The sequence below is a fragment of the Flavobacterium selenitireducens genome, from assembly GCF_014748335.1.
Classification (GTDB): domain Bacteria; phylum Bacteroidota; class Bacteroidia; order Flavobacteriales; family Flavobacteriaceae; genus Flavobacterium; species Flavobacterium selenitireducens.
Map to the genome: position 1 here is coordinate 282,588 of NZ_JAAVIY010000003.1, position 13,673 is coordinate 296,260.

Annotated in this window: 13 protein-coding genes; 5 read left to right on the forward strand and 8 right to left on the reverse strand. The window is 47.9% G+C overall.

What is annotated here, in order from left to right; all coding sequences use genetic code 11:
* Positions 1-3: 3 nt before the first annotated feature.
* A complete protein-coding gene (locus HC229_RS07170) occupies positions 4-435 on the forward strand; it encodes a deoxycytidylate deaminase (RefSeq protein WP_191019781.1) in 432 nt (143 codons plus the stop codon).
* Positions 432-2,012, forward strand: a complete 1,581-nt coding sequence (locus tag HC229_RS07175) for a S41 family peptidase (protein WP_191019782.1) — start codon at positions 432-434, stop codon at positions 2,010-2,012. Before HC229_RS07170 ends, HC229_RS07175 begins: the two co-directional genes overlap by 4 nt.
* A gap of 81 nt (positions 2,013-2,093) precedes the next feature.
* On the opposite strand, the gene HC229_RS07180 is transcribed toward HC229_RS07175, so the two are convergent.
* The 3 genes from HC229_RS07180 to HC229_RS07190 are packed head-to-tail and all read right to left on the reverse strand — an operon-like array spanning position 2,094 to position 3,529.
* Entirely contained in the window at positions 2,094-2,702 is a 609-nt protein-coding gene (locus HC229_RS07180; protein ID WP_191019783.1) for an FAD-dependent oxidoreductase, read from the reverse strand.
* A gap of 1 nt (position 2,703) precedes the next feature.
* Positions 2,704-2,904, reverse strand: a complete 201-nt coding sequence (locus HC229_RS07185) for a hypothetical protein (RefSeq protein WP_191019784.1) — start codon at positions 2,902-2,904, stop codon at positions 2,704-2,706.
* Between the two features lie 49 nt (positions 2,905-2,953).
* Entirely contained in the window at positions 2,954-3,529 is a 576-nt protein-coding gene (locus HC229_RS07190; RefSeq protein WP_191019785.1) for a MarC family protein, read from the reverse strand.
* A gap of 132 nt (positions 3,530-3,661) precedes the next feature.
* On the opposite strand from HC229_RS07190, the gene HC229_RS07195 reads away from it, so the two are divergent.
* Both HC229_RS07195 and HC229_RS07200 read left to right on the forward strand, forming a co-directional pair.
* Entirely contained in the window at positions 3,662-4,249 is a 588-nt protein-coding gene (locus tag HC229_RS07195; protein ID WP_191019786.1) for a DUF3109 family protein, read from the forward strand.
* 88 nt (positions 4,250-4,337) lie between these two features.
* Positions 4,338-5,489, forward strand: a complete 1,152-nt coding sequence (locus HC229_RS07200) for a sensor histidine kinase (protein ID WP_191019787.1) — start codon at positions 4,338-4,340, stop codon at positions 5,487-5,489.
* Positions 5,490-5,551: 62 nt separating this feature from the next.
* Here the strand turns inward: HC229_RS07200 and HC229_RS07205 are convergent, their stop codons facing one another.
* The 3 genes from HC229_RS07205 to greA form a co-directional block, all read right to left on the reverse strand.
* Complete coding sequence (locus HC229_RS07205) at positions 5,552-7,111, reverse strand: T9SS-dependent choice-of-anchor J family protein (protein ID WP_191019788.1); 1,560 nt, start codon at positions 7,109-7,111, stop codon at positions 5,552-5,554.
* 168 nt (positions 7,112-7,279) lie between these two features.
* Positions 7,280-7,675, reverse strand: coding sequence for an HIT family protein (locus HC229_RS07210; RefSeq protein ID WP_191019789.1), 396 nt, complete (start codon positions 7,673-7,675; stop codon positions 7,280-7,282).
* 150 nt (positions 7,676-7,825) lie between these two features.
* Positions 7,826-8,302, reverse strand: a complete 477-nt coding sequence (gene greA, locus HC229_RS07215; protein ID WP_191019790.1) for a transcription elongation factor GreA — start codon at positions 8,300-8,302, stop codon at positions 7,826-7,828.
* 214 nt (positions 8,303-8,516) lie between these two features.
* On the opposite strand from greA, the gene HC229_RS07220 reads away from it, so the two are divergent.
* Entirely contained in the window at positions 8,517-8,933 is a 417-nt protein-coding gene (locus tag HC229_RS07220; protein WP_191019791.1) for a Rieske (2Fe-2S) protein, read from the forward strand.
* Here the strand turns inward: HC229_RS07220 and HC229_RS07225 are convergent.
* Complete coding sequence (locus tag HC229_RS07225; RefSeq protein ID WP_191019792.1) at positions 8,930-11,206, reverse strand: GH92 family glycosyl hydrolase; 2,277 nt, start codon at positions 11,204-11,206, stop codon at positions 8,930-8,932. The genes HC229_RS07220 and HC229_RS07225 overlap by 4 nt on opposite strands.
* Positions 11,203-13,485 carry a GH92 family glycosyl hydrolase gene (locus tag HC229_RS07230; RefSeq protein WP_191019793.1) on the reverse strand — a complete coding sequence of 761 codons (2,283 nt, stop codon included), beginning with the start codon at positions 13,483-13,485 and terminating at the stop codon, positions 11,203-11,205. Before HC229_RS07230 ends, HC229_RS07225 begins: the two co-directional genes overlap by 4 nt.
* Positions 13,486-13,673: the final 188 nt, after the last annotated feature.

Below are 13,673 nucleotides of genomic sequence, written 5' to 3' on the forward strand. Positions count from 1 at the left end.
TTCATGGAAGAAATAAAATTGAATAAGTACGACAAAGCCTATCTTAGGATCGCGCGCGAATGGGGCCAATTGTCATACTGCAAACGCAAACAGGTCGGGGCGATCATCGTCAAAGATCGTATGATCATTTCCGATGGTTACAACGGTACGCCATCCAACTTCGAAAACAATTGTGAAGACCAAGACGGCCTTACGCACTGGTATGTACTGCATGCGGAGGCAAACGCCATACTCAAAGTGGCCGGTTCTACCCAATCCTGCGAAGGCGCGACGCTTTACATCACGCTGTCTCCTTGTCGCGAATGCAGCAAACTCGTGCATCAGGCGGGAATCAAACGCGTGGTTTACCAGGAAGCATACAAAGACAATTCGGGCATACTGTTTTTGCAAAAGGCGGGCGTGGAGACCGAACACATCGCCGATCTTGACCAATGAAAAACAACCTGAAATATTTGCCGATCTTGTTGTTCGGTGTGCTCGCACTAGGCATACTCATTGGCGGCATGCTCAACTTTCCGACGCGCGCCCTCACTCCAAAGGCCAGCATGCACAAGAACAAGCTCGACAGGCTCATCGACTTTATCGACAATGAATACGTAGACAAGGTCAACACTGATTCCATCGTAGATCTTACCGTCAATAATATCCTGGAGCAACTCGATCCTCATTCGGTTTACATCTCGCCCGATGAACAGGAAGAAGTCGCTCAGAGCATGAAAGGCGATTTTGTCGGGATTGGCGTGAATTTTTATATGTACAAGGATACCGTTGCGGTGATCATGCCGGTTGAAGGCGGGCCGTCGGAAAAGGCGGGCATCCAACCGGGCGACCGGATTTTGTACGCCGGCAAGAACAAGCTTTTCGGCCGGAAATTGCCAACCGACAGCCTTTTTACGAAACTCAAAGGTGCCGAAGGTTCGTCTATCGAGCTTACCGTATACCGGAAAAGCACGAATAAGACCTTTAAGGCGAAAGTAACCCGCGACATCGTGCCGATAAAAAGTGTCGATGTGGCCACGATGATCAATTCGGAGGTCGGATATATCCGGATCAACCGCTTCGCAGAAACGACCTATGACGAATTCGAGGCCGGCCTGCAAAAACTAAGGAAACGTGGTGCGAAAGAATTAGTGATCGATGTGCGCGACAACGGTGGCGGTTACCTCGAAAAGGCCGTCGAAATTGCTGACGACTTCCTGTCTGACAAGAAACTCATCGTCTTCACCAAGAACAAGAAAGGGCGTACCGACAAAACTTATGCGACAAGCGGCGGTAGCTTCGAAAATGGGAAGGTTTACATCCTGATCAATGAAAACTCGGCCTCGGCCAGCGAAATTCTCGCCGGAGCCATCCAGGACAATGACCGTGGGCTCATCATTGGGCGCCGTTCCTTCGGAAAAGGATTGGTGCAGCGCGAAATGGACTTCGAAGACGGATCGGCAGTTCGCCTGACGATCGCACGCTATTACACGCCTACGGGCCGTTCGATCCAAAAAGCATACGATAAAGGCAAAGACGACTATTTCAAGGATTTCGACAAGCGTTTTGAAAGCGGGGAATTGTACGAAAAGGACAGCATACATATTTCGGATACGCTGAAATTCAAGACGCCCAAAGGCAAAATCGTTTACGGAGGCGGTGGCATCGTTCCCGATATCTTCGTCGGGCTTGAAGTCGAGCACGGAGACGAGGGCGTGGCTTACCTGATGCAATCCGGGGCTGTGAGTTATTTCGTCTTTGAGCAACTCGACATCCACCGCAGTGATTTCAAAGGGTTGACTTTCGGTCAATTTCGCGAAAAAATGGACAAGGACGAGGTGTACTATTCCAATTTCAGGAAATATTTGCTAAGGAACGGGCTCGATCTCAAAATCGACAAAAACCGTGCGCTCGTCAAGCGTTATCTCGCCGCCGAGTTCGCGCGACAAGTATATGGGGAGGACAAATATTTCGACATTGTTTTGCCGGGAGATGCGATGATCAAAGCGGTTCTCGAATCGACAATCGAATAACCCAAAATACCATTAATTTTTAAGCCGCGGATTCGCGAATTGGGATAAACAATTCGCGAATCCGCGGCTAAATGTGTGAGTTTATAACTGTCGTTTGTCGTGGCTTTGCGCATCGATACCGCCATTGAACGCCGTCAGAATATCGGTTGCGACCGACGCACCGCTTCCCGCGGCAATCGACAACTGGCTTCTCCAACCGGCTAATGTGCCCGCGACATAAAGCCCGTCTGCAATTTTATGGTCGATGTTGCGCAATTGGATACGTTTCTTTTCCACAAGCGATTTTTGGTGAGGTTCCACATATTCCATCAAGCCTTCGATCATGAACGTATTCGAGTATCCGACCGCCATGACGAGTTTTTTCGCCTGATAGGTATTTTTGTTCGTCGTCACCGTAAATTCAGGAAATTCACCTTCGATTTTCATTACTTTTTCGGACGCGATCTGGTCGATATGCGGATAAGTTTCCCTAAGATTGCGCAACGTCGAGTCGAGCAAATCCACGCCAAGCGTTCCGGGAGCGATCCCATAGGCATTGTTGAAAATCGCTTCTTGTAAATTCGATGTCTTTTGGTGGGTAAGTATGCCGATTTTTTTGCCGGCCATGAAAAGTTTGTTTTTAGCGGAGCCCAGAATCAAGGCACAGGATACGCCTGCAACGCCTCCGCCAACGATCAATACGTCGTACATGCTAATGGTTTTTCGTTTTTTCCTCGATCATTCTCGACATCCTGAAAATCAGCAGGATGCATACCGCGCAAAAAGAAGCGACAATGCCGATAAGCCCGACAAGGCTGTCTCCTTCGAAAAGATTATTGAAGTCTAAAAGCGTGATATTGAAGATGATAAGAGCAATAGCAACTACGACCAATATGGAAGTGAAAATTTTCATTTCGTGGGTGTTATGAAGATTTCAGGTGGTGAAATTAGTGAAAATCGCCCTACAGGAAAAGGCCTTTAACGTTTGCGGCAAACAATTTAACAGCGATTGCCAACAGGATTACACCAAAGATTTTCCGGATGATCCCGATGCCGTTCACGCCCAGCCACTTCTCGATTTTGCCCGATGATTTGAGCACGCCGTAGACGATGATCACGTTGATGAGGATCGCGATGATGATGTTGATCTTGTCGTATGCCGAACGCAGCGACAGTATCGTCGTCATGGTTCCGGCACCGGCTATCAGTGGGAAAGCGATCGGGACGATGGAGGCCGTGCTCGGATTTTCATCCTTATACAATCGGATGCCCAAAATCATTTCAAGGGCCATGAAAAACAATACGAACGCACCGGCGACTGCAAATGAATTGGCGTCGATTCCGATAAGCTTGAGCATGCCTTCGCCAACAAAAAGGAAGGCGATCATGATAATCGCGGCGACAATCGTGGCTTTTTCAGACTGTATGTGGCCGAGGCGCGAACGCAGGTCGACGATGATCGGGATGCTTCCGACGACGTCGATCACGGCGAACAAAACCATAGATACGGTAGCTATTTGTTTGAAATCGAGTTCCATTTGCTTGTTGATTTTGAGCGTGCAAAAGTACTCCGATAATACGCGTTCCGGGCTTAACGGAACGTTAATTTTCTGTCCGGTTGAAAAAGCGCCTCATTTGCGGGTTATCTTTGCTCACTTTTTATTTATCAGATGTTCCAACTTGGCAAAACCATAGTCTCCGAAGCAATCCTCGAAAATGAGTTCGTTTGCAACCTTTCCGCTTGTCACGGCGCTTGCTGTGTAGGAGGCGATGCCGGCGCTCCATTGCTCGAGGAGGAAACGCGTATCATGGACGAAATTTACGACAAAGTCAAGCCGTTTTTGCGTCCCGAAGGCGTCAAGGCCATCGAAGAACAAGGCAAGTGGATAATCGGCACCGATGGAACATTGGAAACACCGCTTATCGACGACCAAGACTGCGCTTACGTGATCTTTGACGGGAAAACCGCCCTTTGCGGGATCGAGCAGGCCTACAATCAAGGTCTTGTCGATTGGAAAAAACCGGTTTCCTGCCATTTGTATCCGATACGCGTCAAGGATTTTTCGGAATTCGCCGCCGTTAATTATGACGAATGGGACATTTGCGACCCGGCGTGCGCACTCGGGAAGGAGCTGGAAGTTCCCGTGTACAAATTCGTGAAAGAGGCGCTCATCAGGCGATTCGGGGAAGATTGGTATATGGAACTGGAAAAGATCGCCCTGGAACACAAAAACAATCCGAATCCGCGCAGGCACTGACCGTAGCGTGAAATATCCGACCGAGGTTTTCGTTATCTTTACGAGCCGCGGCTTTTTGGCCAAACGGTAGGAAATTAAAAACCAGTATATGCAGTTTACCGAAAAGCGAAACGTCAACCGATGGGTCATTATAGGCATTTCATTCGTCATCGTTGTCGCAATCATTTGGCAGACGTATGTGTTCTTCAACATTTTCAAGGCCGAGGAGCGTGCTAAAATGGAACTTTGGGCCGATAGCCAACGCACGATAAACAACGCTGACCTCGAAACCCAGGACATCAGTTTGCCCAGCAAGATCATTCAGGAGAACCAAACCATCCCGATCATCCTGGTTCAAAACGACTCCATCGTCGGCCATCTCAATATTGGCGATTCCCTCTCGGAACCCAGCATCGAAACGCTTGACGCATACCTTCAGACGTTCAAAAAGGAGAATGAATCCATCAAAATGGAAATCGGAAGCGGCACGTTCCAATATTTGTATTACGGGAACTCCAAGCTGTTGAACCAGCTTAAATACTATCCGATAGCGTTATTGACGATCATTTTCTTGTTCGGGCTTGTGGTCTATAACTTTTACCGAAGCACGAAGATGGCCACCCAGAACAAGCTTTGGGCCGGTATGGCAAAGGAAACGGCGCATCAGATCGGTACGCCGCTATCGTCGCTTATCGGATGGATCGAAATCATGAAAGCCGACAATGTAGACGAAACGACGGTTACCGAAATCGAAAAAGACGTCGTAAGGCTGCAAACGATCGCCGACCGTTTCTCGAAGATTGGATCGGAGCCCGTGCTCGAAGTGCGCGATATCGTAGCCGAAACCAAAAGCTCTTACGATTACCTGCAATCGCGGTTTTCAAACATTTCGTTTACGTTCAAAGCTCCCGATAAAGCCATTCCGGTTTCGTTCAATCCGATCCTTCACAGCTGGACGATCGAAAATCTTGTCAAGAACGCCATAGATGCGATGAGAGGCCGCGGCAAGCTCGAGGTCAGGATTTCCGAAGACCAGAAGTTTGTCAAGATACAGGTTTGTGATTCGGGGAAAGGTATTTCCAAAAGCCAGTTCAAGAAAGTATTCGAACCTGGGTTCACCACCAAAAAACGCGGTTGGGGACTCGGGCTTTCGTTGACAAAGCGCATCGTCGAGGATTACCACAAGGGCCGCATTAAAGTGCTGAATTCAGAAATCAATCGGGGAACGATCATGCAGGTCAGCCTTCCGAAGATAAAATAAAAATCCAACCAAATAAAAAGGCTGCCACATCCGGACAGCCTTTTTTATTCTTGAGTTAAAACTTATTGCTTCGCGATTTTGATTGTCTTGGTTCCATGTGCTGTCGCTGTTTTGACAACATACGTTCCGGGCTGTAAGGCTGAAAGGTCGAGACGGGCTTGCGTCGCGTTGATCACTTGGGAAAATAAGCGTTGGCCAAGCATGTTGAAGATTTCGGCTGACTTGATTTCGGTTTCACCAGAAAGCACCAAGACATCGGTTACCGGATTCGGGAAAAACCTGAAACTTCCATCTCCGTGATCAGGAGTCGAAAGCGCTGATTCCTCTAGTAAAAAATCGTCAAAACTCAAATACGTCGGTTCCTGCGTATATTCATTTACACGAATGGAAAAATGATAAACACCATCTGCCGGTGGCGTGAACGTGCGTTTGATCAGTTGATACGAACTTGAGGCAATTTCACCAACTGTGTAAAATGGATCGCCAAGCGCAGACGCATTCGCAGCATTGGCAGAAGTGTTGACGAAGACTTGGGCGTCCCAGGTGTCCTGCTGATCGTAACCTGCCGCGTAGAAGCTGAAGTCGTAAGAAACGCCACCTTGAAGCGAGAAAGCGGGCGACCAGATGTGGTCGTTAAGTGCAAGCCGGTAGATCGACAGGAACTTTTCGCCGGTACGCGCATTCGTGTCGAAAACGAACGAAGATGACAACGTTGTCCTCCATTGACCGCCTTGTTCCGTCCAGCAATTCGGGAAAGTGTCTGTGCCGACGGTTTGCAGATTTTCAAAACCTTCTGTCCATGGCAAAGCAGTGGCAGGGATTGGGGCGCAAAGTGTCGTAAACGTGATAGGTTCCGTCCAATCGCCAAAAGAACCCGAACAATTCGTGCGTACCCAAGCTTTGTAAGTCGTTCCCGGTTCAAGATCCGGAGTCGCTGAATTCGTCGCAACGTCGAAAGCTGTCAAAGCATTTGGGTTAGTTTCCGAAACCGGTCCGATCGCATATTGATAAGCAGCACTTACGTTGTCCCAGTTCAGGGTCACGGCGTTAGTTTGCGCATTTGCGAATCCGAAACCAGTTACAGCCGGACACGTCGTCAACGCATCGTTTTTCGCGTCGTCTACATAAAGCGCATATAAATTTTGTCCCGTGGCGCGAATGGCGATGTAGACCGTTTCGCCTTCGTAATCGCTGAGGTCGAATTCCTTTTTAACCCAAGTTACCGCTGCGATTTCTTCGGATTGCAACACTTCGGTGAAGGCGTCCGCGTTTGTATTGTTGGTCGTAGAAAGCACGACTTCGTAAGGCTCGAGATAATCGGCATCGCGCGAGCGCACCCAAAATGAAAATCGATCGGATTGACCTTGTGTTACCTCGATTTGAGGCGTGATCAGGAAATCGTTGTGGGCCGCATTTTCAAAACTGATTACGGCGGCCCGGGTTCCGCTATGCGCGCCACCGTTGGCCACAGATGATGTGACGGTCCAGCCATTGGCGCCACCAAGGTTAATCGTCGACCATCCTGACGGAATCGCGTTCCCGGCGTCGAAATTTTCCTGGAACTGAGCATTGGCCTGAGCAGCCGACGCAAGGATCATCAAACAGAGTAAAATTTTTAGCATGTAAGTTGTTGGTTTTAAAAGTGTGCAAATGTACGCAAAGGCACGGTTTGGCCACGTTAAATTTCGGTGATGACTTTTGGAAAATTCCCGTAGCGGAGGATTCGGTGAGTTTTGGGAATAAAAAAAACCGCCCGAAAAGGCGGCTTTATTGCGGTAGGAAGCACGTTATTAATGTTTCAGAAGCTCTTCGCGAATGTCGTGTACGATCTTTTCAAAATCGTCGTGTTCCAGTTTTACTTTTTGTTCGAAACGCATCTCGTCCATGTGGTTAAGCGGAATCAGGTGGACGTGGGCGTGTGGCACTTCAAGGCCGATGACCGCCATTCCGACGCGTTTGCAGGGAACTGCTTTTTCCAACGCCCTGGCGACGCGACGCGAGAATTTCATCAAACCGATGTATTCATCCGCCTCGAGGTCGAAAATCTTGTCGGTTTCCTTTTTCGGAATGCACAACGTATGACCTTTCGCATTCGGGTTGATGTCGAGAAAAGCAAGATAATGCTCGTCTTCGGTAATTCTATACGCTGGCAGTTCGCCTTCGATTACTTTGGTGAAAATGGACATGTCAATTGGATGATTAGATAATTAGCGAATTAGCGAATTGCTGAATTAGCGAATTGCTGAATTATTGAGTAATTGTGAGATAGTGAAAGATTTAGGCGGTTGCGAATAGGTTGCCGGGAGTTTGTGTCCGCTTGTCGGGAACTAATCAGATCAATCTCTCGAGATTTCGAGGACCTCAAAGTTCAGTTTGCCGTTTGGAACCGTGATTTCGGCTATGTCTCCGACAGATTTCCCAAGCAGGCCTTTGCCGATTGGCGACGTTACCGAAATTTTCCCGGCTTTGAGATCCGCTTCGCTTTCGGCTACGAGCGTGTAGGTCATTTCCATTTTGTTGGCCTGGTTGCGAATCTTTACTTTAGACAACACCAAGGCTTTTGAAGTATCGAGTTGGGACTCGTCTATGAGTCGGGCGTTGGCGTGTAATTCCTCGAGCTTCGCGATGCGCATTTCAAGCAAGCCCTGAGCTTCTTTGGCGGCATCATATTCGGCGTTTTCAGAAAGATCGCCTTTGTCGCGGGCGTCCGCTATATCTTGTGACGCTTTTGGGCGCATCACGTTTTTCAGGTGGTCAAGTTCTTCGCGCAGCTTCTTCAATCCGTCTGCGGTATAATAGGATACAGTACTCATAATTTGTGAATTAAATTCAATCATGTCGTGTTTTTGTCACGACTCCAACGCTTATAAAAACAGAAAAAATCCCACTCAGGCGGGATTCTTTATACAAAGATAGCACAATTGTCGTTATGTGTTTTTGGGCCGACGGATAATTAAATGTTAACCGGGCACATCCCAAATTTAAATAAATTAAATTTGTGGGCATCGTTTTTTATAAAAATTTAAAATGAAACGTTTTTTAATACTACTGCTCATGCCGATCCTCTTTGCTTGCGACGACGAAGGCTTCAACAATCACAATCCGTATATTCCGAACCAAAGGTTTACCGTCGATATCAATTTGAGCCTTCCCTCTTACAACGATCTCAATTTTCCCGGCAATGCGGCCTACGTTCCCGGTTATGGCGCAAGGGGAATTTACGTGTTCTGCATAAGTCCCGGAAATTACAACGCGTTTGACGCCGCGTGCCCGAACCAGGAACTTTCGTCTTGCTCCACGATGGTGGAACAGGGAATCAGCGCCATTTGCCCATGCGACGATGCCGAATACAGTTTTTACAGCGGTCTTGCCGAAGGGCAACGCTATCGCATGAAGCCGTATCGCGTCCAGGTGGCCAACGGCGTGATCAGGGTTTACAATTAATCTTTGTCGGACGACAGGGAATAGGGCGCGTCTTTTTCGGATGTGCCCTTTTTTGTGTTCGGTTGGTCGGACATTTTAAAGTCGATTTCTGTTCCGCGGATGATCTCGTCGTGTCTGATAAAGTTTTCCGTAAATGACTTTCCGTCTTTCGTAGCCGAGTCGATATAGCGGTTCCCAGCGGAGTTCGCTTGGGCGGATATGACGATTTTTTTCGCACCATCTAGTGAAATTTCTGCTTTTTTGAACAGAGGCGCACCCAAAACATATTCGTTGCTGGCCGGCGTCACCGGATAAAATCCGAGAGCGGAAAACACATACCAAGCCGAAGTCTGGCCGTTGTCTTCATCTCCGCAATAACCGTCGGGCGTCGGTAAATACATGCGGTTCATGATTTCGCGCACCCAATATTGCGTCTTCCAAGGTTTTCCAGCATAATTATACAAATAAGGCATGTGTTGGATCGGTTGGTTGCCGTGTGCATATTGCCCCATGTTGGCCACTTGCATTTCGCGGATCTCGTGAATCGTGCCTCCATAGTAGGTATCGTCAAATATCGGCGCAAGCGAAAATACCGAATCGAGTTTCATCGCGAATTTTTCCTTTCCGCCCATCAAATCGGACAAGCCTTTGATGTCGTGAAAAACGCACCAGGTGTAATGCCATGAATTGCCCTCTGTAAATGCATCGCCCCATTTGAAGGGATTGAAAGGCGACTGGAATTTCCCGTCTTTGTTCTTGCCGCGCATCAACCCTGATTTTTTATCGAACAATTTTTTGTAATTGAGGCTTCGGTTTTTGTATAACTCGACTTCGCTTTTTGGCTTTTTGAGCAGTTTGGCCAATTGGTAGATCGCAAAATCATCGTACGCGTATTCGATCGTTCGCGCCGCATTCTCATTGATCTTGACATCATATGGGACATATCCCAGCGTTTTGTAATAGTCCGCTCCGGCGCGCCCGACGGCTTCCATCGGGCCTTGGGCGTTCGCACCTTTTAAAGCCGCTTCGTACAACGTTTCGATGTCGTATCCGCGCAAGCCTTTCAGATAGGCTTCCGAAACGATAGACGCGGAATTGTTCCCTACCATGATGTTGCGATAACCCGGGCTCGCCCATTCCGGTAGCCAGCCGCCTTCCTTGTAAGCGTTGACGAGGCCTTCCTGCATTTTGGCGCCCATTTGAGGATACACGAGGTTTACGAATGGGAACAGCGCGCGGAACGTGTCCCAAAAACCGGTATCGGTAAACATGTAACCCGGTAAAACTTCCCCGTTGTAAGGGCTGTAATGGATCGGTTTGCCGCTGGCGTCGAATTCGTAAAACGCTCGTGGGAACAACACACTTCGATACAAACACGAGTAAAAAGTACGCATCTGATCGACGGTTCCGCCCGAAACCTTGACTTTTCCGAGCACTTCGTTCCATCGGCTTTTACCTTCTGATTTTACGGTTTCAAAATCTTTGTTACGCACTTCGTTGAGATTCAATTCGGCTTGTTCGTAGCTGATGAAAGACGAAGCGACTTTGGCGGTAATCGGTTTGCCATCAGATTTGAATCCCAAAACCGCCCCGACGTGGTTGTCTTGTTTTTCAAGCGTTCCGATCGAAAAATTATCTCCCGAGAACGTACCCGAATACGAAAAATTCCTATCGAATTGAATCACGAAATAATTCTTGAAATTAGACGGAACGCCTCCAGAATTCTTGGTCGTATAACCGATGATTTTATTTTCTGACGAAATGATCTTTACGTACGAACCTTTGTCGAACGCGTCGATGATGACGTTTGCCGAATCGGTTTTCTTGAACGAAAATTTAAAGACGGCCGCGCGTTCGGTAGGCGTGATTTCGGTCGTCATGTCGTAATCTGCAAGGTAAACACTGTAGCAATGTGGTCGGGAAATTTCGGCTTTATGCGAGAAAAAACTGGCGCGATCGTCTTCTTTGACCTTTATTTTTCCGACGGTCGGCATGATCGAAAATTGTCCGTAATCGTTCATCCAGGGCGAAGGTTGGTGCGTCTGCTTGAAACCGCGGATTTTCATGTCGTTGTAGCCGTACATCCAGCCGTGACCCATTTTCCCGGTTTGAGGCGACCAGAAGTTCATGCCCCACGGCATTGCGATCGCGGGATACGTATTTCCGTTTGAAAAGCCCGGCGTCGATTGGGTTCCGATAAGCGGATTGACCCATTCGACATAATCGGAAATTTCGTTGACGATTTGGCCCGAAGCCGAAAATCCGATCAAGAACAGATATAAGAATTTTTTCATTTTTTGGGTTTGTTTGACATGTAAAAAGTGAGTTCGCCTCCGCCGACAAGCTGGGAGTGTTTGACGAAATCGCGAGGGATTTCTTTTCCGTTGAGCTCGATTTTACTCACATAAACATTCTTTTCAGATTGGTTTTTAGCCGAAATCACAAGCGTTTTCCCGTTTTCGAATTTCAACGTCGCCTTTTTTACAAGCGGGCTTCCGAATGCATACTCATCCGAGCCAGGCGCGACGGGATAAAATCCTAACGATGAGAAAATATACCAGGCGCTCATTTGGCCGGTGTCGTCGTTTCCGCCCAAACCATCTGGCCCCGAATGAAACATTTTGCGTAGAATCATCCTGACGCGTTCCTGTGTTTTCCACGGTTGTCCGAGATAATCGTACAAGTACGCAACGTGATGCGAAGGTTCGTTGCCGTGAACGTAATTCCCAATGATGCCGTCGCGTGTGATGTCTTCCGTATTTTCGAAATATTTATCGGGCAACTGCATCGTGAAAAGCGAATCGAGATGTTGGGAAAATTTTTCTTTCCCGCCATTTAACTCCGTAAGTTTTGCCACGTCATGCGGAACGTACAGGCTATAATTCCAGGCGTTTCCTTCGATGAAGCCCTGGCCGTGCGTGTCAAGCGGATCGAATTCCTTTTTAAAAGTTCCGTCGGCCAGCTTCGGACGCATAAAACCGGACTTTTTGTCGAACACATTGTTGAAGTTTTGTGCGCGTTTGGAATAGGTCGCATAAACGTCATCCCGACCCAGTTTCTTTGCCATTTGCGCGATCGCCCAATCGTCATAAGCATATTCGAGCGTTTTGGAAACCGATGCGCCGCTGCGATCTTCGGGGACATAACCCATTTTCACGTAATCGCCAATTCCGTCGTTATACGACATATTCGAAGACGATACGACGGCGTCCAACGCTTTTTTGGTGTCGAAATTATCGTTTCCTTTCGCTATCGCATCGGCAATTACCGACACCGAATGATAGCCGATCATGCACCAATTTTCGTTGGCATAGTGCGACCAGACGGGCAAAGCGCGATGAACCGATTGGTCGTAATGCGCGAGCATCGATTTGATCATGTCTGAGTTGCGTTTTGGCTGCACCAGATTGAAAAGCGGATGCAGCGCCCGATACGTGTCCCAAAGCGAAAATGTCGTGTAGTTCGTGAAATTGTCGGCTTTGTGGACGTTTTGGTCAAGGCCTTTGTAGCTTCCGTCGACATCCATATAAACCGTCGGATTGATGAAAGCGTGGTACATCGCCGTATAAAAATTGACCTTGTCGTTCTCACTCAAGGTTTCGACGGTGATCTTGTCGAGTTCTTTTTCCCACAAATGCTGTCCGTCCGACTTTGCTTTTTCAAAATCCCAATGCGGAATTTCAGCTTTCATATTAGCCAATGCTCCGGCTGAGGAAACGGGTGAAAGCGCGAATTTTATCTTGATTTTTTCACTTTCGGACGTGGCGAAGTCGAAATATGCCTTGAGTTTTGGACCGGCAGCCTCGGGAAAATTCTTCGATTGGTCAAACTTGCGCCAAAAGCCATTGTAAATATTCTCGGTATCGTAATTTTTGAAACCGTAGTTTTTGATCGGTTTGGAAAAACTCATGGCAAAATAAACCGTACGCGTTCTCGCCCATCCGTTAGTCTGGCGAAAACCAGTTACCAAAGTGTCGTTCTCCACGCGGATGAACGTCCAGACATTCTTTTCCTCGTGATTGTAAATGTTGGCCATCAAATCCAAGATAATATGCGCCTGGTCAGATTTCGGAAAGGTATATTGATGAAATCCGACGCGTTGGGAAGTCGTCATTTCCGCAAGGATATTATTGTCGTCGAGCTTCACCTTGTAGTAATTCGCCTGGGAAATTTCGTTTGCGTGGGAGAATTTGGAACGGTAGCCGTTTTCAGGATGATTAGCCGTTCCCGGATTCAGTTGCAGTTTCCCGACGGTTGGCATGACCAGGAAATCGCCCAAGTCGGAATGGCCCGTCCCGTTAAAATGGGTGTGCGAAAAACCGACGATCGTTTTATCGGCATATTGATAGCCCGCGCAGTATTCATAGACCTTCCCGTTGTATTTGCGATCTTTTTCGTAGGCGATCGTATCGGTTTCCGGACTCAATTGCACGGAACCGAACGGAACGGTTGCGCCGGGAAAAGTGTGTCCCATTTTGGCAGTCCCGATAAGCGGTCGGATGTAAGTATGTTTTGGTTGGCAAAAGGAAATGGAGAGAACGAAAAACGACGCTATCGTCAGGATTTTTTTCATAATGGTTGCGTTGGAGGGCTAAAGGTAGCAAAAGGATTGATGTTCAGGATCGGAAATTCAGCTCGGATGAGTGGTGCGATTTAACAAAAAGTACAGATTTCCTGTTTTGGATTCTGCGCGATAACGTCGAACTTTCCAGACCTAACAAATCTTTAAGATTTGTTAGGTCTTGCGCGCGCGATAAAAAA